Here is a 21,001-nt window from a genome sequence, read left to right as displayed (position 1 = left end):
CTTCTATCTTAGTTGTATTTGTGCGATGCTTACTCGTTGCTGTTAACGCTGAGGTAGGTGACAATCGCTTTGTTAAAGGCTGCTAGATCTTCTGGAGTGCGGCTTGTAATTAAGTTTCCATCGATCACTACCTCGGAATCTTCCCAATTTCCACCAGCATGGATCAGATCGGTTTTGATATTCTCGACAGAGGTTAGTCGTTTTTCTTTAACGAATCCGTTTTCTGTAAGTATTAACGGGCCGTGGCAAATGGCAGCAATCAGTTTATCGCTTTGCACAAAGTGGTCGATAAAGGATATACTTTCCTTGCTCACGCGCAATTTATCAGGATTGATAACGCCGCCGGGCAGGATAACGGCACGGTAAGCGGATGGATCGGCTTCTGTGACCGCAGCATCGACATCGAACTCGCGACCCCAATCGGTGTGATTCCAAGATTTAATTTTACTTTTCTCATTGGGCGAGATGATGTGTACTTCATAGCCCTGTTCTTCCAACGTTTGTTTGGGCGAGGTTAATTCGACTTCTTCGAAACCTACTTCTGTGAGAATAGCTATTTTTTCTTTCATGATTTTTCTTATTGATACTACTAAACGAACGGTGCTCTCGGGATAAAGTTTTGATCAAAATTATTTCGAAAAACGTACCTTTGTGCTATGTCAACTGATTTGATTTCACAAGATACAATAGTGGCTTTGGCCACCTCTCCGGGAGCTAATGGTGCGATTGCTGTCATTCGTTTGTCGGGTTCGCAGGCTATTGCCATTACAAATTCGGTGTTCAAAGGGAAAGATTTGCGTACGCAGGCTTCGCATACTATACATTTTGGTACTATTCGCGACGGCGATGAGATTGTCGATGAGGTGCTGGTTTCTTTATTTATAGGTCCTAATTCCTACACAAAGGAACATGTGGTAGAGATTTCTACGCACAACTCCAAATATATTATCGAGCGGGTGATTGGCCTGTTGATGAAGAAAGGTGCGCGTGCTGCGCGTGCCGGTGAATTTACTTTGCGTGCTTTTTTGAATGGGGGCTTGGATCTCTCGCAAGCAGAAGCGGTGGCGGATCTTATAGCTTCTAATTCGGCCGCCTCGCATCAGGTGGCTATGCAGCAGATGCGTGGTGGGTTTTCTAATCAACTGAAAAAGCTGCGAGAAGATCTGGTTCACTTCGCTTCGTTGATCGAGCTGGAGCTAGATTTTGCAGAAGAAGATGTGGAGTTTGCTAACCGTGATCAGTTGAAACGGCTAATCACGAACATCCATCAGGTGATTCGTCGCTTGATTTCTTCCTTTGAGCAAGGTAATGTATTGAAAAATGGCGTACCGGTGGTGATTGCGGGTAAACCAAATGTGGGGAAATCGACCTTGCTGAATGCCTTGCTGAACGAAGAGCGAGCTATTGTGTCGGATATTGCGGGTACCACGCGCGATACCATCGAAGATGAGATCAATATACATGGGGTGACCTTCCGATTTATCGATACGGCAGGCATCCGCGAGACGCAGGACGTTATCGAAGCAAAAGGAGTGGAGCGTACACGCGAAAAGATGAAGCAGGCTCGATTGATTATATATCTGTTCGATCCTACACAGGATACTGTGGCCGACGTGCAACAGCAAATTGCTGAAGTAGCGGCATTGTCCATTCCTTTTGTTACGCTGATCAATAAGTCTGATCTCCTGTCGACGGCACAGCGTGCGTCGTATGCGGTGCTCGAACCGGTATACATTTCTGCAAAAGAACAGCTCGGTATAGAAGAGCTGAAAGAGGAGCTTTTGCGGCAAGTGAACGTGGCTAATATTCAGACGGACGATGTCTTAGTGACAAATATTCGCCATGTTGAAGCACTCCAAAAGACGATCGAAGCGCTAGATCGGGTGTTGTATGGCATCGATAACCCGGTCACATCGGACTTTTTGGCTATGGATATTCGGCAGTCATTGCACCACCTCGGTGAGATCACGGGGACGGTTACTACGGATGATTTACTGGAAAATATTTTTTCGAAGTTTTGTATCGGAAAATAATTCTAGTTTTTCTTACTTTCTCTTGTTGTCTTTTGCTTGATTTTCAAATATTTATGTTTCCGATATTTTGATATAAAAGCACGTTTTTGCATATTGTGTACTACTTCTGTACTACTTGAGGCTGGAAATGCCCAAAAGTAGTACAAAAGTAGTACAAGCTTTTTATAATTCATTTTAAAATGATTTAATATGCAAATTTCACTTAAAGAACGTAAACTAAGCAACGGCACCATCAGCCTATATATCGAATACTACAGAGGCTCGATTATAGAGAACGATGGTAAGAGGAATCATCTCCGAGATTATGAAAATCTTCAAATCTATCTAGTGACTAATCCCAGTACTGCTGCAGAGAGAAAGAAAAATAAGGAGCAACTTCAGCTCGCAAATGATATCCTGGCTATTCGTAAAAGTGAGATATTGCAAGGCAAGTTCAAAATTGCAGACAAGTCAAGGGGTAAGCGACGATTTCTAGATTATTTTCAAGAGAAAACTGATGAGCGTGTGAATAACGTTCAGAACCATGGTGTGTGGACATCTGCTTTGCACCACATGAAGATATGTGTGCCCAAAAACTTAACCTTTGAAGACGTGACAGATGATTTTATAAAGTCTGTGCGTAGGTATTTTGAGAAGGATGCACGAACAAAGAGCAATCTACCTTTATCACAGAATTCGAAATACTCGTATTTTAATAAATTTAGGGCTTGTCTTCGTACGGCTTATGAAGAAGGACTGACTTTGCTAAACTATGCTATCAAAGTTAAGACCTTCGAGCAGGCAGAAAGCCAACGCGAGTACTTGACTTTTAAGGAGCTTCAGGCGTTAATTAATACGCCTTGTAAATATGAGATACTTAAGCGGGCTTTTATCTTTTCTTGTTTAACTGGACTTCGCTGGTCTGACATAAACAAAATGATCTGGTCAGAGGTAAGAGACGAAGGGAATGAGGTTCATCGCGTTAACTTCAGGCAGGAGAAAACCTTGGCGGTTGAGTACCTATATATCTCTAAGCAAGCGAGAGAATTATTAGGAGAACGTAACAATCCAACCCACCGAGTATTTAAAGGACTGAAGTATGGTGCTGTTTACAATAATGAGATTGTTCGTTGGTGTAACAGGGCAGGAGTTTTTAAGCATATTACTTTCCATTCTGCACGGCATACCAACGCGGTTCTTTTACTTGAAAATGGAGCTGATTTGTTTACGGTTCAAAAACGTCTTGGTCATAAGGAGATTAAGACAACAGCTATCTATGCTAAGATCGTGGATGAGAAAATGAGGCAGTCGGCGAATATTATTTCTGAATTCGACCTTTGCTAGGTATACCATCTGTGTTCAGACTGTTGCAGCAATTGACGGTCTTGGAAGGTCAGATTATAAAGTCTTCGATCTGAAAGATATAGCTTAATACTGGAGGATTAAATTATGGATTTAAACGCGGTTATGCAGAAGCTCGAAGATATCGAAAGGAATGTAATTGGGCTAAAGGCGATTTTAAATGTAGGGGAACTAAGTCAGTACACGGGCTTTTCCAAATCTCATATTTATAAATTGGTCCACATGTCCAAAATTCCGTATTCCAAGCCCAATGGTAAGATACTATTTTTTGAACGCAAGAAGATCGATGAGTGGATATTGTCAAAATCATATATGAGCGCTGAGGAAATTAAACAAAAAGCGGCCAAGATGTATAAGCGATAGTGGTTGAAAACAAATAGCTGTTATTTTTAGTCTTTTACTGGATAGTGTTATTTGGTAACGGTGATGATTTCTTTAATTTTTTTTTTATGCAAAAAAGAATTTTTGTGATGGGGGACATACATGGTGCACATAAGGCTTTGGTACAATGTATTCAGCGCTCAGGATTTGATTACCAATATGATATCCTTATACAGCTCGGTGATATTGCAGATGGTCATAATGAAGTTTTTGAGTGTGTAGAAGAACTCCTAAACATTAAGCATTTGATTGCCGTGAAAGGGAATCACGATGTATGGTTTAAGGAATTTATAGACAGTGATTATCATCCTGTAGGGTGGCGTTATGGTGGAGAGGGGACTATTGCTTCCTATATCCGAAACGTTCGGCCCGATGGTGTTATTATACGAAAGGGAGATTCGCTCAAGACTTCGCTAGGCGCTAGTGATATCCCATTGTCTCACCGCAAACTTTTCTCCGATCAGATGCTTTACCATATCGATAGTCAAAATCGCCTGTTTGTGCATGCTGGCTTTAATGCGAAGCTTCCTTTTGAAGGTCAGCAGGAGTCGACCTATTATTTTGATCGGGATTTATGGACGAATGCGATGCATAAATCTCGTTCAAGAGGAGATTTTGAACAGGAAAAAATTGGAGGCTTTGAAAATATATTCATTGGTCATACTGCAACGACATATTGGCAAACTGATTTACCGATGCAAGCGCTTAATATAACCAATCTGGATACCGGAGCTGGACAAGTAGGTAAGTTAACGATAATGGACGTTGATACTCAGGAGTACTGGCAATCTGACGATTTAAAGGCACTCTATTCACAACATTTTCAGTACTGAAAAACTATTTCCTCATATCTTTTTTTGTAGCACCACGATAATACTTTTTTCCATCTTTAGCACCATCCCAAACGTTAGTTACACCTTGAATTTTACTAGGAGCCTCTTTTGCTAGACGGATTAGTTTTTTACACACTTTCCTAAATTTTTTGTTCCAACGTCTTTTGTCTTGCTTCTCCGTTTCAGCTGTAGTGATTCCAAAAATTTTAGTTTTTCGTACTGATCGAGACATCGTTGTTTTATAAGTATTGATGTAATCAAATGTGAATGCACATAAAGCACACTTATCTTTGCAGATGCATGCATCTGCAAAGATAAGTGTGCTTAAGGACTATTTAAATTTTAATAGAGTATTTCATCTCAAATACTATTGTATCCTGTAACAAATATTTACTAAATTTGTTACAGGATAACGAATTTATAAATGCCAGAAGTAGCTAGAAATAAGATAGAAAACAAAATTTTAAAATCCTCTCGTGGTGAGTTTTTTTTCGCTGACGATTTTAAGAATTTTGCTACACCAGAAAATATCCGAGTGACGCTTTTCCGTATGGAGAATGATGGTCTTGTTGAAAGACTGGCTCATGGGATCTATATCAAACCAAAGAAAGATCCTTTGCTGGGTACGATCTATCCTAATATCGGAGAGGTTGCAAAAGAAATTGCCAAAAGAGATAAAGCTCGAATTGCTCCAACAGGTGTGATGTCACTGTACTTACTGGGGCTTACGACACAAGTGCCATTAAAGGCGGTATATTTGACAGACGGCTCCCAACGTGAAGTGAAAATAGGAAATCGAACCATCAAATTTAAACGAACTGTTCCCAAAAGTTTTGCCATAAAAGATGAGTTACTGCATCTTATTGTGCAGGCTTTCAAAGAGAAAGGGCAACAGGAGATTACAGAAGATTTTTTAGAGATCATCAAGAAAGCTGTAAAAAAACTTGATAAGAAAGTGTTTCAAAATGAAGTGGTATATGCACCTGTATGGATTCAGAAGCAAATTAACAACCTTTATCAGTCTTAACTTATGTGGATAAATCTAGCCTATGGACAAAAGCTGCAGGTCTTGGATCAAGTTGAAAACGCAATTGGATTACCAGCATTTGTGGTCGAAAAGGATTGGTGGGTATGTGTTATATTAAAAGCAGTTTTTCAGTCCAAATATGCAGATTCCATAATCTTTAAAGGTGGTACTTCTTTAAGCAAGGCATATAATCTGATAGATCGTTTCTCCGAAGATATAGACCTGATCATTGATCGTCATCTGTTAGGATTTGATCAATTGGAATCTAAATCTCAAATAAAAAAATTGCGGAAAGCTTCTGGTGGTTTTATTATTAATGAATTCCGCGAGGAGCTTATAACTCAATTGGATCAACTTGGTATCGATCAGAAATTATATGAAATAAGATATAACGATCATATAGATGATACGAGCGATCCCAATACATTGGAGATCCATTACCAAACCGTTGTCCCAACGGATAATATTTATATTCAGCAACGGGTTCTTTTGGAACTGGGTGCGAGATCACTAACCGAGCCGTTTGAAACAAAATCCGTAATATCATTTCTTGACCATCATTATAAAGATCTTGATTTTACACAACCTTCTTTTGATGTTCAGGTCGTTATCCCAACGCGTACGTTTATAGAGAAAGTGCTACTATTGCATGAGGAATTTTCAAAACCTGTCGACAATATTAGGACAGATCGATTAACCAGGCATTTATATGACCTAGATAAAATTATGAAATCTGAATATGGTGAAATGGCTATTGCTGATCAAGAATTGTTTGAAACAATTGTCCAGCATCGTAAAACTGTTACTCCATTACGTGGAATAGATTATTCAAATCACGTGAAAGGAAAATTGAGTGTCATGCCACCAGATGTTATCATAGAAAGATGGGAAACTGATTACAAAACAATGCAGGAGAACATGATTTTAGGGGAGAGTTTGAAGTGGAATCTGCTGTTGGATAGGATCAGGGAGATTGAAGGAAAGTTGAATGTTTTGTACTAAATTTTATAAGTAAATACAATCCTTGAAAATCTGCTGAAAAAATCATTGAGTTTTTCAGCAGATACTATTTAAGTTTTAGTATTAGTATTAATGTTTCTGTGTGGTGGATTTTTTTGCCTGCAAGAGATCTGAGAGTTTAAGCGAAATTTTCTGATTCCTACTTCCGTGTTGATCGCGCAGTTCTATGATAAGTCGCTGCTTTTCGGTAATCGGGAACTGATCAAGAAGGATGACTGTCGATTCGCTTGCTTTACCGTCAATAGTGGTTAAGGGTTTATAGTGCTTTAATGGTACTACTGGGATTTGTTGCGCGACTGTTCTTTTAGCAAGCTTTCTATCTACGACTTGGAAGTTGAGGTCGCGAACATGCAGCGGTACGATGCTAAGATTTTTAATGTTCAAACGCAAATAATATTGACTGTTGTGTATACTTAGGTCGGTCAAAGAAAATTCAATTTGTCTTTTTTTAGATCTCGAACGTTTAAGCGTTTTTGACTCACTGTTGTAGGTTTGTTCCAATAACTGCTTGATCTTGGATGCTGAAGTTTCCCCGAACTTTTCAAAGTAGATTTCATTTTCGTCAGCGTCTTTACATCTGCTTTTTGAAATGGCGTAACTCATCCTCTGGGGATGCTGGTTATACCGGACTAGGAAACTATAGAAACTTCCGTCATCGGTGACTACGGCTAGGTTGCTTTCAGCTAGAAGCGGTTCAGCTGACGCTTTAATACGTAGTATATTGGAAGTTTCGGTGACTTTATCGGCTACGATAGCCTCACTTCCCAGATCCACATAGCTAATCTTTGCTGGAAAGATCAGATGCGTTGTTTTCTCACAGGTCAACTCCAAATAGCTTGCAGGTATGACTTTCATATGTATTGTATTGGAATGCTGCGCGTGCAGTTCTATTGAGATTAAATGTAATAGAGCAATTAGAGATATTTTGATGATGTTTTTCATTTTGTTATTGAATTAGATAATTAATTACTTGATACAAGCAGTACAAATTGGCCGGCCTTAACGGTCACTTTAGTTGTGCGTAGTTTTTTTGAGAAGTATCCTGAGATACCCTGCATTGCACCGCGAGATAGATCTGCGGTAAGCTGTTGACCGGCTGATTGGCTTAGCGTGAAGCTTGTTCCGCTGGTCTGGCTCATATTGGCCGCTATTTCACTCAGCGCATTCATTTCTGCTGAACTCGGTACATGCAGTCCCTGCTGCCCGTCTAAATCATAGGCAATAAGACTTATAGGTAAGATGTTTCCAAATAACTGAATACTGTTAACGTTTAATTGCAGTCTTCCGGATTGAAATTTAGCTTGGCCCGTTAACGTCATGTCTTTAGCTAAGATGTGTCCCGCTACTTCTGCTTTTTCTAGCAACCTCAGCCGTATGGACGTTTCACCTATAATCGTAACCGTTTGTTCGACCTGCGCGCGAATGGTATTTTTAGCACGAGTTTGATCAGTAGGTTGGAAATCATTATAAAATACGCTCTGAATCCGAGCTGGGGATTCTGCTGATAGTAGCTTGGATGGCTCTATAAGCCAGGATACCGGGTTTTCGCTAGATGGACGAACTTGAAGTGCTTTGCTTTGCGCTGAGGTTTCACTTTCTGTAATTTTTGTGCTTTGAATGGTTTCTGTAGCTTTTGACTGGCTTTGCGAGTTATTTGGAAGATACTTTGCGGCGAGTTGATAAGACTTTTCCATCAAGGCTACTTGATCATCCACGGTGCTGGGTTTGGGAATATCTCTTTGCTCGAGCTCTTTTTGCAGCTCTTCAACTTGAATACGCAGCTGCCTAGACTCGTCGTTCTGCTCATTATAAAAATTATCAAGCGTTGACCTTGCCTCGCGGTAGGTATTGACGGCTGGACGCTGCTGGATGTTTTGATTTGGATTCGTATTGTCAAGTTGGAAGTTTGGTTCTTGATCGCTGCTCTGCTCGTTGCTAAAGTCCCAAAAATCAGATAGCGTCACAAGATCGTTTTCTTTTTGACTTTCACGCTCGCGCTGCAGTTCCTGTTCATAAGCTTTCTGTTTGTCTTCGGGTATGCTGCTTCCGGAAACCTCGGGTACCTGTTCGTTGATACCTAGATTGATTGCTTCATCTTGCTTTACGGAGGGTTTAAATATCAGGTACATGACGCTGAGAAAAGCGACGGCCATAAATGTGTAGATAAGCGGTCTCTTTAACTTTTCTAGCTTTTCTCTCGGAGTTTGCTCGATTTGTTCTTCTAGTGTATTTTCTTGCTTATACTCTTGATGTGTCTGCTCAGATATGTTGTTTTGTTCCATAGCGTTTTTTGTTTTTAGTGGTGTAGTTAAATCTTTTCTGATGTGGATTGGTTGAAGTCCTTCACCAGCCTGGACTTGCTTGTTTTGTTTTTGATCGCTATAAAAGGTGCTGATCTCGCCGTATAGCTTGCTGAAGGCTGTAAGTGTCAACAGGAGGTAGCTACAGAAAGCAAGCTTGGTGTATATTCGCTGCTGCCTGCCGGATAGTTTATTCCAGTTGCGCTCTATGCTGTTTTTGGCCAGCTTTGTCAGTTCTGTTAAGTTTTTCATAAGCGGTTTATCGATCGATTGTTTCGATGTCCCTGTTTTCCAGTACCTGAAATTTCTCGATGTTAAAGCCTTGAGGATTATGGTCCGATCGTACCGAATTGAGCAGCGAGCAGGAGGTGACTAGGTTTCGCTTGGTCAGGTTGCTGGAGCGGATGATATACTGCGTGGCGTAAGTCTTTGCGCTGTAGGGATACTGCTCAAAGCTGCAAACTACGCTATCTATTTCGATGAGCTGCTGCACGTTGCCAGAAATGATGCGGCTAAAGTATCCTTTCTCCGAGAGGTCTCGGTAATAGTCAAAAGCGCTCTTGTCGGCCAAGTAAAATGCGCGTTTCATATTGTTTTCAATGGCATATTTATCGGGTGCTAGGGTGAAGAAAAGCTCGTGAAAGCGCCTGACATGTTCCCGCGCTTCGACCGGGCGGTTGATTGCCGCGTCTTGGGATAGCGCCAGCATAAGGGATTTGCCGCTGTCTAGCACGTAGATTTTCTCACGCTGCTGGCTGGCAAAGGCGTAGGACTTCCACAGGGCGTAGCTCGTGAGCCCTAAGCACAGTCCTGCAAATAGGATCGTGTAGAGCCTAATCTGCTGGAAGCTGTTTTCGATGTTTCGTAATATCTTAAATTCCATGGTGCTGATTTTTATTTGTTCATAAGTCTTCCGCTAATATTTCCCACTACGGATCCCGCTGCTGCGCCCGCCATATTGCCGGACTTCATAGCTGTTTGATTCACATTGCGCGTGAAATTTCCTGCACCACCTGCTTGGATTATCCAGCCAGTAACTGTCGGAATGGTGAAGTAGCCCACAATTCCAATAATCATATAGATGATGTAAACCGTATTGGACGTGTCTGGAATATAGCTGGGATCGGCGAGCATGGCGATATCCCGCTCCAAAATGAGTGACTGTATCCGAGCGAGCATGGAGCTAAACAGGTCGGAGACAGGCAGCCAAAGGTAAACGCTGATGTATCGGGTAAACCACTGGGCTAGGGTGGCTTGAAAGCCGTCCCAGACGGAAATGGCAAAGGCAATGGGGCCCAGGATCGAGAGTACAATCAAAAAGAAGGTGCGTATTGTATCGATCACTAGGGCAGCGGCCTGAAATAGGATTTCCAGCAGATTACGCAGCCAATCTTTCATCATTTTCTCAAAATTGTACGCGCTTCGATCCATATACATGCCTGCCATGGCGCCCAGATCACTCGGCGACCAGCCCAGCTCATCGAGTTTCTTATCAAATTCTTCATCGGAAACCATATAGGCCGTTTCGGGATTCCGCACCATGGCCTCGTACTCGAGTCGGTCTTTTTGCTCTTGCAGGCTGTTTAAATCCAGTACCTGTCCTTCCAAAATGCCGTGGGTGCCGCTGACGATCGGGCTAAGGATGGCATTGATCGATCCCAGGACAATGCTTGGGAAAAACATAATGCAGATTCCTAGCGCGAAGGGTCGGAGCAGGGGGAAGACGTCGATAGGTTCTGCCCGACCCAAGGCTTGCCAAACCTTGAGCGCTACATAAAAAAGTGCGCCAAGGCCGGCAGCGCCTTTAGCGACAGCTGCCATTTGCCCAGCTAGTGGCAGCATGTCATCGTAGAGCGATCGCAATACCTCGTGCATGTTGTTCCATTCCATCGCTACCAGTATTTTTGGTTTGCATTTCCGTAGAGATCCATTACCCGGGCGGCATCGTTTTTCTTTTTAGCGCGCAGGTAGCTGACCGAGATGTTTTTATTGGTATAGTAGCGCACAAGGCTGTGGTAGTCCTTAACTTCGTTATATACCCGGTCGATGATGTCCATCCGCTCTTTATCATTTAGCGAGAGGCTTGTTGAGCTGATAATTTGTTTGAGCTCTTTTAATAGCTCGGTACTTTCGTTTAGCAAGGCGGTGTAACCGTTGCCGATGGCCGCGAGTTCCTGCGGGCTGAAATTTCGGTCGTTCATCATCTTACCGAAGTTTTGCACATACATCTCTGACACATCGCCAACCAGCAGTACAGTCTGTTGTACCTTACGGGCATCTTTGACTAGGTTGCTGACGGCTTTGAGCTTATCGTAGTATTCCTTGCCCTGCTGGTAGACTTTTTCTACTTCCTTAAAGTTCTTGACCACGTTGCTGACCGTCGAGGAGGTTTGCACAATCTCGTTGGCTGAGTTTAGGATGCCCGAAGCCAGGTTGGCGGGGTCAGTGACCACGAACTGCGCCTTGCTGATTAAGCTTACCATGCATAGCAGCAGTAAGCATGTGATTTGAATGATCTTTTTCATGGGTTTGTATTTTTATGTTATTACTTAGTTGCTTGTTGCTGCACGCCTCTCGCGAGCAATTTGCCGAATGGCGAGTTCCATATTTCCGCCCAGCTTGTCAGCTAGCGCCATGACTTCCATCTTTTCGCTTTCCTCGGTGGTGTAGCATAGGTATTCTTCTAGGCTCACCTCGGTCGCATAGACGGCTGATTGACTTCCGCCAAGGCCGATCCATACTTCTTTGTACAGGCGCTTGGGGTCGTTATTTAGGTTGATCGAGAGTACTTGCGATTTCTCTTTCTCGCTTAGTCCGAGCATGGCTTGAATCTGATCGAACTTATTCATGTACTTGCGCTGATCGAGCAGGATCTTGCAGTCCGAGTTGTTGATAATGCTTTCCTTGACAATAGGGGACTGGATGATATCGTCTACCTCTTGGGTAACTACGTTTGCTTCACCAAAGAATTTACGGACTGTCTTAAAAAGGTATTTGATATATTCGGCCATGCCTTCCTTGGCGATCGCCTTCCAAGCTTCTTCAATTAAAATCAGCTTTCGTACGCCCTTGAGCCTGCGCATCTTACTGATAAAGACTTCCATGATGATGATCGTCACGATAGGGAAAAGTACTTTATGATCCTTAATGGCATCGATCTCAAAGACAATAAAGCGTTTAGCGAGCAGGTCAAGCTGCTGGGGGGAGTTGAGCAGGTAATCATACTCGCCGCCTTTATAATAGGGCTCCAGCACGTTGAGAAAGCCCGTTAAATCGAAATCTTTTTCGCGTACGTGCTTCTGGGTGAGCTGCTCGCGAAAGTCGGTTCTGGCGAACTCATAGAAACCGTTGAACGAAGGATGACTTTCACTTTGCTTGATTTGCGCGATATAGCCGCTTACCGCATTGGATAGGGCGACTTCCTCGGCCCGGGTGGGCGGCTCATCATCGCGCTTCCACAAGGTTAGGATAAGGGTTTTAATGCTTTCGCGCTTCTCGATATCAAACACGCCGTCTTCAGTAAAAAAGGGATTAAAGGCAATGGGGTTCTCCTCGGTGTAGGTGAAATAGACGCCGTCGTCTGCTTTGGTCTTGCTTTTTATCAGCTCGCAAAGACCTTGGTAAGAGTTTCCTGTATCGACAAGGAGCACGTGCGCACCCTGCTCGTAATATTGCCGCACCATATGATTTGTAAAAAAGGATTTTCCGCTGCCCGATGGCCCAAGAATAAACTTATTGCGGTTGGTGATCACCCCACGCTTCATCGGGAGATCCGAGAGATCAAGGTGTAACGGTCTTCCGCTGAGCCGGTCTGCCATCTTGATGCCAAAAGGGGAAAGGGAATCGCGGTAGTTGGTCTCCCCGTTAAAAAAGCAAAGTGCGGGCTCGATAAAGGTGTAAAAGCTATCTTCATGCGGAAAGTCCCCGGCATTGCCGGGCATGGCTGACCAGTAGAGTGTAGCAGCATCACTGGTGTTGTGCCGCGGGCGGCACTCCATCTGTGCCATGGCGCTACCACATTCGTTTCGTGCGCGGGAGAGCTCCAGCGGATCATCCGACCAGGCTATCACATTATAGTGTGCCCGAATGGATTGCAGGCCGAAGGAATGCGCCTCGTTCAGGTAGCGCTCGATCCACTCCTTGTTGATCTGGTTTGCGCGGCTGTAACGGCCAAGGGACTGCATGTTACGCGCCGAGCGTTCGAACTTTTTAAGGTTCTCTTCGCTATTGTCTAAAAATAGATACTGGTTATAGATGTGATCGCAATTTAGCAACAGCCCCAGAGGTGCGGCAAAGGACAGCTGGCAGTCGCTGCGATCACTAGACATCTTCTCGTACCTGCCGGCCGCGCTGATGCTTGCGGGCAGATCTTCGGTATCGCTCAGTGTATGCAGACAAAGTCGTTTGTTGCCGATGCGTACTTCTTCTGCGCTGAGCGCGATATCCTGCAAAGGCTGCGCGGGATCGGACGATAGCGACAGGTATTGTGGAAGAAGTCCTTGTGAATCCTCATCGCCCAAAATATCCGTGCGATCTAAACGCCTTAGCTGGATAAGTTCGCTGTCGTTTAGTATATCGCTAAACTGTTCGGCTGCCTCCATAAATCGCTGAACGGCGGCTTTGTCTCTCATTTCTTTTGGAATTAGCACACCTTTGCATAGTGAGGTGAAATTGCTTTGCTGGGCCATGCGCTGTTTGCTGGTCTTGGTAAGGTACAGGTAGCAGCGGTGATGCAGGAATGGCCGCTCGTTGAAATGTCCTTGGAAGGCTCTGGATAAGAAACTTTGCTCGCTGCTGCTCGTGCTGGTTCCGAATGCTTCCCTAGTAAACCAGTCCTGTTTATGAACGATGGTCTGCTCGGGCAGGTTTTTTATGGCCTTGAGCCACGCCGAATGAATGACCTCATATTCAGCTGCGGCCACGGTAAAGATCTCGGGTAGTATTACCTCGAAGCAAAGGGTAATATCGGCTTCCTTAGACAGGATACAATTGTTTTCTACCCCGAGAATCGGAAGCTTGCTTTCCAGCGTCGCTCGTTTTAAAATGTTCCTCATAGCTTTTCTAAATGATGGGTTACTGGGATAATGTGCCTGACTGATTTGCGGCTGATGATGTATCTGGGGTGCATCTTGCGGGCGCCTGCTTTCATCAGGCCGTACTCGCCGTAGTTTTTGTTCAACCGGAAGGTTTGCCAGACGATCAGCGAAGCGCTACCGCCGCCTAGAAAGAGGCAGAGGTAGCTGCTTAGGCCAATCATGTACAGGATCATAACTAGAACCAGTATGCCCAGAAGCCCGCCAGCGAAAATAAAAAGGTACTGCGCCTTAAGTCCTTTGAACTCTACCGTCCGGCCTACGCCTTTGTTGATCTCGTAAGTTTTCATAGCGATGAGGCTTAAAGGAAGAATGAGCGTAGAATGGTTGCTGCCACAATCAGGAAGATACAGGCGCCAAACCAAGAAGCTGCGGTCTTGTTGGTGTCCGGGTCACCGCTACTGAACTTGTTGTACACTTTAACCCCGCCGATAAGGCCAACAACCGCACCGATGGCATAGATTAATTGGGTAGCTGGATCAAAGTAGGAAGTAACCATTTGGGTAGCTTCGCTAATGCCTGCGGCACCATTACCTTGAGCTGATGCATGAATAGCGGCTAATGTTAGCGCTGCGAGAAGGATGTGTTTGTTGTTTTTTTTCATGATATTGAACTTTTGTTTTGGGACTGATGACTAAGCCTTTTGAGCGGCTTGAACAAAAGTTGCTATTGGCAAGGAGGATTTCGCAGGGTTAGTATTGCGAGGAATTCTTTTTCGTTACATGGCTTGACCTTGATTTAAGTGCTTGAAGAATTCTCCGTTATTAAATTATACCGTTTGGCAAACTGTTCTTGCTTAAAATCCGTCCTAAAGTTATCATCAGCACATTTGGCCATATGAAACAACGTCAGCCCAGTTATTTGAACTTTGATAAAAAGGACTATCCATGGAAGCCCGATATCAATTATCGAGCGAGCCCATGGAAATACCGTGTTGGTAGGGGGGAGCAGGGCGTGCTGATCTGCGAGCCCTATAAATCAGAAATTGGCCAGCACTGGCGCTTCAAAACCGAAGCCATCGCAGAGCAAAGTAGTGCTACGATCTTCGCGATGTTCGAGGACTATCTAAAAGCAGATGATTTTGTGGGTGCAGACATGGCGCGCAAGTATTTGCAGATGGGCTATACGCGCGCAAGACGCTATGCGAACTACAAGGGAGGGAAAAAGTACGATAAGGATCAGGATTATGCGCTACTGGATCGCGGTACTGGTGATATGGAAAAGGCCGCTGCTGCAGACGTGTTTTATAAACGATGGAAGCAGGCCGAGGCTAATGCGCGATATGCGGCGATGAAAAAGCAATGGAAAAATGAAAGGGGTTAAAAAGCAATATCTACCGCAGAAGCTTTGCGCAGCCTGTGGGAGGCCATTTACTTGGCGTAAAAAATGGGAGAAGAATTGGGAGGAAGTTAAATATTGTTCAGAGCGATGCAAGAAAAACAAGACGCTATAACCTATATATTGTCGCTTCGGCTAGATCAGAAGAGCCAAGCCTTTTTTGATGCGCTTCGCAAAAAGCACTTTCCGCCTGAGCGGAACTATTTAAAAGCCCATCTAACGTTATTTCACAAATTGCCTGACGGTGCGCACACTTTTGCTGTGTTAGGTGAGATCATCCAAGACGCTTTCGACATGCATGTTACCCGTCTTCGGCATTTGGGAGCTGGAGTAGCTTACCAAATCGAAAGCGAAACTTTACAGCGCCTTCACCAAAAGTTAGGTGCTGCTTTTGCCGATGATCTGATTCCACAAGATAAGCAGCGATTTATGCCGCATATCACGGTGCAGAATAAAGTTACGCCCGCTGCCGCAACAGCATTATTACTGGAACTCAGTAAAAGCTTCATACCCTTCACGGCTCGGGCAATCGGTATGGACCTGTGGATCTATAGGGGCGGGCCATGGGAGTACAAAGAAGGATTCATATTTGAGCGTTCTTGATTTAGCAAACAAGCGATCACTTCATACACCGTGCAACCATATCCAAAAGCTGTACGTAAAGCGTTAAAGCGGAACTAGCTTTCTATGCTTTAGGGTTGCTATTCTTCTCCTCGATTTCATTAACCCCATCGTTTCTTTGTTTTTTAAATTCGGAGGGGCTGAGCTCGAATTGTTTTTTAAAGCATACACTAAAGTACTTCGCATTATTGAAGCCCGTTTGGTAAGCTATTTCCGAGATGGTAAGGTCCGAATTTTCCAATAGATAAGCGCTGCGCTTTAACCTAAAATTCAGAATAAATTCTTTGATGGACATGCCCACAATGTCGTGTATCTTTTGGTAAAGAACGGTGCGACCCACATTCATGTCCGAGACGAAGTCTTCAACCGAATAATGCGGGTTTGCAATATGCTGCTCAATAAGCTTCATAGCTTTTTGTAGGAGCTCCTCGTCCATCGAAGTAATGGTCACATTGGAAGGGTCTACCGTTACCCTTTTGCTGTATTTCTCTTTAAGATCGTGCTGCGTCTTTAAAAGGCTATCTATTTGTTGCAGCAGGTAGCCAATTTGAAAGGGCTTATCTATAAATACATTGGCGCCATATTCTAGCGCTTTAATTTTGTTTTCATTTTGATGCCCCATGCCACTGATCATAATAATAGGGATGTGGCTGGTCTTGAAATTCTGTCGTACTCTACGACACAGTTCAAATCCGTTGTACTGGGGCATCATTAGGTCGGTGACTATCAATTGTGGATAGATTTTCTCGGCCTTGCTTATGCCTTCTGCTCCATCACTAGCGGTGTAAACCTGATACTTTTCGGAAAGTTGCTGCTCTAGATAGGTTCTCATGGTAGGATCATCTTCGATCAGTAGAAGACTGGTGCCCTTATTTGTATGTTTCGCGTTGTTCTTGGCATCCGTCGTATCAAGCATGATAGCGTCAATCTCCGATATCGTATAGTCGTAAAGATTAGCCTGTAGATTGGCATGCCCAACTTCTCGGCGTAGGGGAAGGGTGATCGTAAAAGAAATCATATCTACTTTGTTCTCCATCCATATCCGTCCGTCAAGTACATCCACCAGTTCTTTGACAATAGCCAGACCGAGTCCCGAGCTTTCTTCAAAGGCGGGGCGAGCAGAGGAAAGGCGGTTAAAAGAGGTAAATAGGTTTGCAACCTGCTGCTCGGAAAAACCATCGCCACTATTGAGCACCTCGATGGAGATGTATTCCTGTTCATCAGTTTGCGCCGGTTTTGGTAGCATCATCACTTCCTCTTCGCTTGCAGCATATATGCGCAACCCAACGTAGCCCTTATTTGGTGTATATTTCAGTGCATTGGAGAAGAGGTTTGTCAGTATTTTCTCGATGATGTCATAGTCGAAGGCTACTTGTAGATGTGCAATATGTGTCGCGCTTTGTGTTTCAATTTCCTTCTTGTTGGCATACATCTCAAACAATCCGAAGAGATCGAATACGAAATTTATAAAATCTCCAACTTGAGGGTGTAAGGTGATACGTTGGCTCTCAATTTCTCGAAAGCGCAAGAGCTGGCTGATCATACGCTGGATACGCAGTACGTTTTTTTCGATATGTTGCAAGTATATCGATGCCTTTTCGTCTTCTGTAAGGGACTCTCTGAGCTGCCTCAAAGGTTGCAGTACTAAGGTAAGCGGCGTTTTTAGATCGTGTGAGATATGCGTGAAAAAATTGGTTCGTGCGAGGTTCAGCTCGCGCATATTTTTTTCTTTTAGTACTTCCAGCGCCAGGCGCTCCTTAAAAACCTTTTTGTTCGTATAGTAGCGCAGTACAAAAAAGAGGAGTGTTGCGGCTAATAGGCTGTAAAGGCAATAAGCCCACCAAGACAGAAAAAATGGAGGATCCACGTGAAGATAGAGCCGTGAGATAGCCGTTCCCCAAACGGCATCGTTGTTGGACGCCTTAACCTCGAATACGTAGTCGCCAGCAGGCAGGTTGAAAAATTGTACCGATTTCTGGTTGTTGCTTATCGATAGCCAGCGGTCTGAAATGCCCACCATGCGATACATAAACTCATTCTTATCAGCGGAAAGGTAGCTGTTGGCAGAAAAGCGGATCTCAATATTGGACTGTTTGTTGGACAGGCGTATCTGTTGGTCGATGTTGTTGGAGAGGCTGGAGATATCTTTATGCAATGGCGAGTTGGGTGTGTGGCTGGTCTCCAGTCTGTTGTTCACTAAAAAGCCGGTGAAGAATACCCGCGGTTTTTGTGGGTTTTTGTTGGTCAGCGTGGGGTTGAACATAACAAAGCCATTGGTGCCGCCGAAGAGCATTTCTCCGCTCTTGGTTTTGGCTGCCGAACGGATGTAGAATGATCCGCATGTGTTTTCGCGATAGAAACGAGCCTTTTTAAAATTTTTTGTCGCTGTGTCATAAAAATATAGGCCCTCGCTGGTGCTGAACCAAATGTTTTTGGTATGCTCGTCCTCCAAGATACCAAAGACCATTTTAGCAGGAAAGTCTTTACTTTCACTATAGTTTCTGTAGTGGCCATCCTTGCTGAGGACATTGACACCTTTGCCTAGGGTACCAAGCCACAGATCGCCATTGCTCGCTAGGTAGTAGCTGCAAAGCATATTTGTAGCATAGGGTGCGCTTTCAATGCGATACTCGTGCAGTACTTGCAGAGTCTTACGTGATACGACGAATAGCCCTTGGTGGGTGATTAGCCTCAGGTGGCCATCGGTGTCGATGTATAACGCTTCAATCTCCAAGTTTAGCTTTTTGTTATCGGCACCTACCACCTGCTGAGTTGAAACACCTTTATTAGTTTTTTTATAGAGCATTGATTTATCTGGGTCGCTCATCCACAGGTTTCCGTCCTCGTCGCTAACAAAATCATATACGGTTAAGGGCATGTGGCTTGCTGGCGAATAGATGCCTAGATCGTAAAACGTTTCAGTATTAATATCGTATTCCGTGATGCCACCGCCGAAAGCGGAGGCCAAGAGCCTCGAGCCTTGCGTATTAAATTTTAGCCTTTTGATCATATTGGAGTTGGGCGAATTTCCCTGTGAGCGCATAAAATGGCTAAAACTATCATTCTTCCTATTCCAACGGTTTATTCCGCCGCCTTCAGTACCGATCCATATATTTCCCTGCTCGTCTTCCTGAAAGCTGCTCACTACGGGATGGTTCAGACCGCCTGGACTGGGGGTAAAGTAGCGCACCTTTGCATCATAAAGGGAGCAGTAAGCCATCTTACCCCCATAGGTCCCGATCCAAATACCCTGATCCGGATCGGGATAGATCGTCCAAATGGAATTGTTGGGTAGTGAAAAAGCATCGTTGAGATTCATCCGCAGAAATTCGCCGCTCTGCTCGTCGGGATCGTAAAGATAAAGTCCCATCTGTGTGGCCACCCATATGGTGCCTTTTTCATCCAGGAGTATCTTTTTCGATAGCGCCGATGCAGTACCGTTATTGGCTAGGATCACATGCAGGGTGACCTTGCCTGTTTTGTCGGTAATGTAAAGACCGTCCCGCTGCGTCAGAAAATAGTAGTGACCTCGGTAGGCCACAGCGTCATTCACCGTGCTGGCGCTGCCGCCTAGGGAGGCATATTTTGTAAATTTTCTTTTTGCCCAGTCTACATGGTATAGCGTGCCCTCTAGGGAAAGGTAGAGTTGGTTGTCCATACTGATGATGTGGCTGAAGGCTTTGTTTGTTGGCAAGGCAAAGGCGGCGGTTTGGCCACTGCTTTGCTCGTAGCGCAGTAAGCTGTCGCCGGAAAGCATGTAGATGTTGCCATCGCTATGCATTGTGACTGAACGGATCTTCCCGCCCACCAGCAACTCGAATGAGAAGTGCTCGTAGTTAAACTTTAGGAGACCAAAGTTGCTTGTCAGGTAGAGCTGCCCACTTTTATCCGTGAGCAGATTGCCATATCCCCACTTTACCTTTGGCGATATGTTGGATACCAGCTCATTGAGTTGATGGAATCTATTTCCATCATACATAAAAAGTGCATCGGGCCCTGTGTACCAAATCCTGCCCAAACTATCTTTGCAGATGCTTTGTATCCCGCCATAATAGGATGTCTCGGGCATCACATGGAACCGATATGCCGATGCATCAATAGCATAAAGCATTCGGAATGCCAAAATAAAAAAAATGGTAGCTAGGCAGTTTTTTTCCATGTGTTAGCGTGCTTGATTAGCGTCCCAATTTACCAAAATTATCCGTAGACGACCAAGAGAATCCATTTCAAACGCTGGCAAGTCAGCATCATTTAAAGACTGGCTTATCCGTTAGCTTCATAATTTGCTGTGCCTTGTCGTGCATCTCAAATACCACCAAAGTATTTGTGCCAGGGATAAGATAATTGGAAGGAATGAGCAATGATTGCTGTTTTTCCTGCTCCCAGAAGGATCCCAAGTAGTGGCCGTTGATCCATACTTCACCCATTCCCCAGCCCGAAATATCCAAATAAATAGGGCTTGAGGAAGCATCAGTTGAAAATACGCCTTGATAGAAGCATGGCGCGTGCAATGTCGAATCTTTAGAGAAGGACAGATCCTCCACATGATAATTTTTAATGTCCAATGTTTTCATGGTCCAGTCCTCGACATGCTCACCGTCCAACTTTACCCATCCGAAGAGACCTTTTGAGTTGTCGAGAATTTCGGGGCCATAGGTTATTCTGCCAATATTCTCAACAAACAGCTGTAAGTGATGTTTACCGGACATGCCGCTTAGGACAATCTTTTTTCGGCTATCGTCTAGAGAGCCTTGCAGATGGCCATCAACGTATACGACCGCATAGTCCCGCACATGTTCCAGTTCAAGTGTTGCCTGGCGCGAGGTCGTGTTTAGAAGGGTTTCGTAGCAGGCATATCCCGCCTCTAGGCCCAGTTCATTCATTGGTAGTAACATTTGTTCGGTAACCTCTTGGGTATAAACACTCTCCAGGGAGGCTTTTTTATCAAGCACAATTTCTTGGCCGAGCAGTGGTAGCCAAAGGTGTATTAGCCCGAGAATTATTATTTCGCGCA

General features: G+C 44.2%; 21 protein-coding genes. 9 read left to right on the top strand and 12 right to left on the bottom strand.

Going from position 1 to position 21,001, the window contains the following annotated elements; translation table 11 throughout:
- Nucleotides 1–29: 29 nt before the first annotated feature.
- Nucleotides 30–569: a type 1 glutamine amidotransferase domain-containing protein gene (locus tag SCB77_RS01805; RefSeq protein WP_320184726.1), complete on the bottom strand. Its 540-nt coding sequence runs from the start codon at nucleotides 567–569 to the stop codon at nucleotides 30–32.
- An 87-nt stretch (nucleotides 570–656) separates the two neighbouring features.
- Between SCB77_RS01805 and mnmE the strand changes: the two genes are divergently transcribed.
- The 4 genes from mnmE to SCB77_RS01785 all read left to right on the top strand — a co-directional run bounded on the left by mnmE (nucleotide 657) and on the right by SCB77_RS01785 (nucleotide 4,588).
- Nucleotides 657–2,033 (top strand): tRNA uridine-5-carboxymethylaminomethyl(34) synthesis GTPase MnmE, encoded by a 1,377-nt coding sequence (gene mnmE, locus SCB77_RS01800; RefSeq protein ID WP_320184725.1) that lies wholly within the window; start codon nucleotides 657–659, stop codon nucleotides 2,031–2,033.
- A 189-nt stretch (nucleotides 2,034–2,222) separates the two neighbouring features.
- Nucleotides 2,223–3,356, top strand: coding sequence for a site-specific integrase (locus SCB77_RS01795; protein WP_320184724.1), 1,134 nt, complete (start codon nucleotides 2,223–2,225; stop codon nucleotides 3,354–3,356).
- A 123-nt stretch (nucleotides 3,357–3,479) separates the two neighbouring features.
- Nucleotides 3,480–3,737, top strand: coding sequence for a helix-turn-helix transcriptional regulator (locus tag SCB77_RS01790; protein WP_320184723.1), 258 nt, complete (start codon nucleotides 3,480–3,482; stop codon nucleotides 3,735–3,737).
- Nucleotides 3,738–3,823: 86 nt separating this feature from the next.
- Complete coding sequence (locus SCB77_RS01785; RefSeq protein WP_320184722.1) at nucleotides 3,824–4,588, top strand: metallophosphoesterase; 765 nt, start codon at nucleotides 3,824–3,826, stop codon at nucleotides 4,586–4,588.
- Nucleotides 4,589–4,592: 4 nt separating this feature from the next.
- Here SCB77_RS01785 and SCB77_RS01780 read toward each other — a convergent pair whose 3' ends face one another.
- Complete coding sequence (locus SCB77_RS01780) at nucleotides 4,593–4,820, bottom strand: hypothetical protein (protein WP_320184721.1); 228 nt, start codon at nucleotides 4,818–4,820, stop codon at nucleotides 4,593–4,595.
- A gap of 192 nt (nucleotides 4,821–5,012) precedes the next feature.
- Here SCB77_RS01780 and SCB77_RS01775 point away from each other — a divergent pair, with 192 nt between their 5' ends.
- Both SCB77_RS01775 and SCB77_RS01770 read left to right on the top strand, forming a co-directional pair.
- Nucleotides 5,013–5,615 carry a DUF6088 family protein gene (locus SCB77_RS01775; RefSeq protein WP_320184720.1) on the top strand — a complete coding sequence of 201 codons (603 nt, stop codon included), beginning with the start codon at nucleotides 5,013–5,015 and terminating at the stop codon, nucleotides 5,613–5,615.
- A gap of 3 nt (nucleotides 5,616–5,618) precedes the next feature.
- The gene (locus SCB77_RS01770; RefSeq protein ID WP_320184719.1) at nucleotides 5,619–6,617 is read left to right on the top strand and encodes a nucleotidyl transferase AbiEii/AbiGii toxin family protein; all 999 of its coding nucleotides are present in this window, start codon (nucleotides 5,619–5,621) and stop codon (nucleotides 6,615–6,617) included.
- Between the two features lie 87 nt (nucleotides 6,618–6,704).
- Here SCB77_RS01770 and traN read toward each other — a convergent pair whose 3' ends face one another.
- The 8 genes from traN to SCB77_RS01730 are packed head-to-tail and all read right to left on the bottom strand — an operon-like array spanning nucleotide 6,705 to nucleotide 14,632.
- A complete protein-coding gene (traN, locus tag SCB77_RS01765) occupies nucleotides 6,705–7,577 on the bottom strand; it encodes a conjugative transposon protein TraN (protein WP_320184718.1) in 873 nt (290 codons plus the stop codon).
- A gap of 20 nt (nucleotides 7,578–7,597) precedes the next feature.
- Nucleotides 7,598–9,187 (bottom strand): conjugative transposon protein TraM, encoded by a 1,590-nt coding sequence (gene traM, locus SCB77_RS01760; protein ID WP_320184717.1) that lies wholly within the window; start codon nucleotides 9,185–9,187, stop codon nucleotides 7,598–7,600.
- A 7-nt stretch (nucleotides 9,188–9,194) separates the two neighbouring features.
- On the bottom strand, nucleotides 9,195–9,818 hold the full coding sequence (gene traK / locus SCB77_RS01755; RefSeq protein ID WP_320184716.1) for a conjugative transposon protein TraK: 624 nt from the start codon (nucleotides 9,816–9,818) through the stop codon (nucleotides 9,195–9,197).
- A gap of 11 nt (nucleotides 9,819–9,829) precedes the next feature.
- Nucleotides 9,830–10,825, bottom strand: a complete 996-nt coding sequence (traJ, locus tag SCB77_RS01750) for a conjugative transposon protein TraJ (RefSeq protein WP_320184715.1) — start codon at nucleotides 10,823–10,825, stop codon at nucleotides 9,830–9,832.
- Nucleotides 10,826–10,827: 2 nt separating this feature from the next.
- On the bottom strand, nucleotides 10,828–11,460 hold the full coding sequence (locus tag SCB77_RS01745; RefSeq protein ID WP_320184714.1) for a DUF4141 domain-containing protein: 633 nt from the start codon (nucleotides 11,458–11,460) through the stop codon (nucleotides 10,828–10,830).
- A 24-nt stretch (nucleotides 11,461–11,484) separates the two neighbouring features.
- Nucleotides 11,485–13,989, bottom strand: a complete 2,505-nt coding sequence (locus tag SCB77_RS01740) for a TraG family conjugative transposon ATPase (protein ID WP_320184713.1) — start codon at nucleotides 13,987–13,989, stop codon at nucleotides 11,485–11,487.
- Nucleotides 13,986–14,318 carry a DUF4133 domain-containing protein gene (locus tag SCB77_RS01735; RefSeq protein WP_320184712.1) on the bottom strand — a complete coding sequence of 111 codons (333 nt, stop codon included), beginning with the start codon at nucleotides 14,316–14,318 and terminating at the stop codon, nucleotides 13,986–13,988. Before SCB77_RS01735 ends, SCB77_RS01740 begins: the two co-directional genes overlap by 4 nt.
- Before the next feature lie 11 nt (nucleotides 14,319–14,329).
- Nucleotides 14,330–14,632, bottom strand: coding sequence for a DUF4134 domain-containing protein (locus SCB77_RS01730; RefSeq protein WP_320184711.1), 303 nt, complete (start codon nucleotides 14,630–14,632; stop codon nucleotides 14,330–14,332).
- A 233-nt stretch (nucleotides 14,633–14,865) separates the two neighbouring features.
- On the opposite strand from SCB77_RS01730, the gene SCB77_RS01725 reads away from it, so the two are divergent.
- Genes SCB77_RS01725 through SCB77_RS01715 form a run of 3 tightly spaced genes read left to right on the top strand, consistent with a single transcriptional unit; the run spans nucleotide 14,866 to nucleotide 15,969 of the window.
- On the top strand, nucleotides 14,866–15,351 hold the full coding sequence (locus SCB77_RS01725) for a DUF4385 domain-containing protein (RefSeq protein WP_320184710.1): 486 nt from the start codon (nucleotides 14,866–14,868) through the stop codon (nucleotides 15,349–15,351).
- Nucleotides 15,338–15,481 carry a DUF2256 domain-containing protein gene (locus SCB77_RS01720; protein ID WP_320184709.1) on the top strand — a complete coding sequence of 48 codons (144 nt, stop codon included), beginning with the start codon at nucleotides 15,338–15,340 and terminating at the stop codon, nucleotides 15,479–15,481. The genes SCB77_RS01725 and SCB77_RS01720 overlap by 14 nt, the downstream gene beginning before the upstream one ends.
- Nucleotides 15,457–15,969, top strand: a complete 513-nt coding sequence (locus SCB77_RS01715; protein ID WP_320184708.1) for a 2'-5' RNA ligase family protein — start codon at nucleotides 15,457–15,459, stop codon at nucleotides 15,967–15,969. Before SCB77_RS01720 ends, SCB77_RS01715 begins: the two co-directional genes overlap by 25 nt.
- A gap of 82 nt (nucleotides 15,970–16,051) precedes the next feature.
- Here the strand turns inward: SCB77_RS01715 and SCB77_RS01710 are convergent, their stop codons facing one another.
- Together SCB77_RS01710 and SCB77_RS01705 are read right to left on the bottom strand one after the other, a co-directional pair.
- The gene (locus SCB77_RS01710; RefSeq protein ID WP_320184707.1) at nucleotides 16,052–20,146 is read right to left on the bottom strand and encodes a hybrid sensor histidine kinase/response regulator transcription factor; all 4,095 of its coding nucleotides are present in this window, start codon (nucleotides 20,144–20,146) and stop codon (nucleotides 16,052–16,054) included.
- Between the two features lie 88 nt (nucleotides 20,147–20,234).
- Entirely contained in the window at nucleotides 20,235–20,882 is a 648-nt protein-coding gene (locus SCB77_RS01705) for a beta galactosidase jelly roll domain-containing protein (RefSeq protein WP_320184706.1), read from the bottom strand.
- Nucleotides 20,883–21,001: the final 119 nt, after the last annotated feature.

This window comes from Sphingobacterium bambusae, from assembly GCF_033955345.1.
GTDB lineage: Bacteria > Bacteroidota > Bacteroidia > Sphingobacteriales > Sphingobacteriaceae > Sphingobacterium > Sphingobacterium bambusae.
This window is presented reverse-complemented; position numbering and strand designations above follow the sequence as displayed.

Bases quoted from the DNA above. Each gene is read 5' to 3' on its own strand.
- SCB77_RS01805 (WP_320184726.1), bottom strand. From the start codon at position 569: ATGAAAGAAAAAATAGCTATTCTCACAGAAGTAGGTTTCGAAGAAGTC.
- mnmE (WP_320184725.1), top strand. From the start codon at position 657: ATGTCAACTGATTTGATTTCACAAGATACAATAGTGGCTTTGGCCACC.
- SCB77_RS01795 (WP_320184724.1), top strand. From the start codon at position 2,223: ATGCAAATTTCACTTAAAGAACGTAAACTAAGCAACGGCACCATCAGC.
- SCB77_RS01790 (WP_320184723.1), top strand. From the start codon at position 3,480: ATGCAGAAGCTCGAAGATATCGAAAGGAATGTAATTGGGCTAAAGGCG.
- SCB77_RS01785 (WP_320184722.1), top strand. From the start codon at position 3,824: ATGCAAAAAAGAATTTTTGTGATGGGGGACATACATGGTGCACATAAG.
- SCB77_RS01780 (WP_320184721.1), bottom strand. From the start codon at position 4,820: ATGTCTCGATCAGTACGAAAAACTAAAATTTTTGGAATCACTACAGCT.
- SCB77_RS01775 (WP_320184720.1), top strand. From the start codon at position 5,013: ATGCCAGAAGTAGCTAGAAATAAGATAGAAAACAAAATTTTAAAATCC.
- SCB77_RS01770 (WP_320184719.1), top strand. From the start codon at position 5,619: ATGTGGATAAATCTAGCCTATGGACAAAAGCTGCAGGTCTTGGATCAA.
- traN (WP_320184718.1), bottom strand. From the start codon at position 7,577: ATGAAAAACATCATCAAAATATCTCTAATTGCTCTATTACATTTAATC.
- traM (WP_320184717.1), bottom strand. From the start codon at position 9,187: ATGAAAAACTTAACAGAACTGACAAAGCTGGCCAAAAACAGCATAGAG.
- traK (WP_320184716.1), bottom strand. From the start codon at position 9,818: ATGGAATTTAAGATATTACGAAACATCGAAAACAGCTTCCAGCAGATT.
- traJ (WP_320184715.1), bottom strand. From the start codon at position 10,825: ATGGAATGGAACAACATGCACGAGGTATTGCGATCGCTCTACGATGAC.
- SCB77_RS01745 (WP_320184714.1), bottom strand. From the start codon at position 11,460: ATGAAAAAGATCATTCAAATCACATGCTTACTGCTGCTATGCATGGTA.
- SCB77_RS01740 (WP_320184713.1), bottom strand. From the start codon at position 13,989: ATGAGGAACATTTTAAAACGAGCGACGCTGGAAAGCAAGCTTCCGATT.
- SCB77_RS01735 (WP_320184712.1), bottom strand. From the start codon at position 14,318: ATGAAAACTTACGAGATCAACAAAGGCGTAGGCCGGACGGTAGAGTTC.
- SCB77_RS01730 (WP_320184711.1), bottom strand. From the start codon at position 14,632: ATGAAAAAAAACAACAAACACATCCTTCTCGCAGCGCTAACATTAGCC.
- SCB77_RS01725 (WP_320184710.1), top strand. From the start codon at position 14,866: ATGAAACAACGTCAGCCCAGTTATTTGAACTTTGATAAAAAGGACTAT.
- SCB77_RS01720 (WP_320184709.1), top strand. From the start codon at position 15,338: ATGAAAGGGGTTAAAAAGCAATATCTACCGCAGAAGCTTTGCGCAGCC.
- SCB77_RS01715 (WP_320184708.1), top strand. From the start codon at position 15,457: ATGCAAGAAAAACAAGACGCTATAACCTATATATTGTCGCTTCGGCTA.
- SCB77_RS01710 (WP_320184707.1), bottom strand. From the start codon at position 20,146: ATGGAAAAAAACTGCCTAGCTACCATTTTTTTTATTTTGGCATTCCGA.
- SCB77_RS01705 (WP_320184706.1), bottom strand. From the start codon at position 20,882: ATGTTACTACCAATGAATGAACTGGGCCTAGAGGCGGGATATGCCTGC.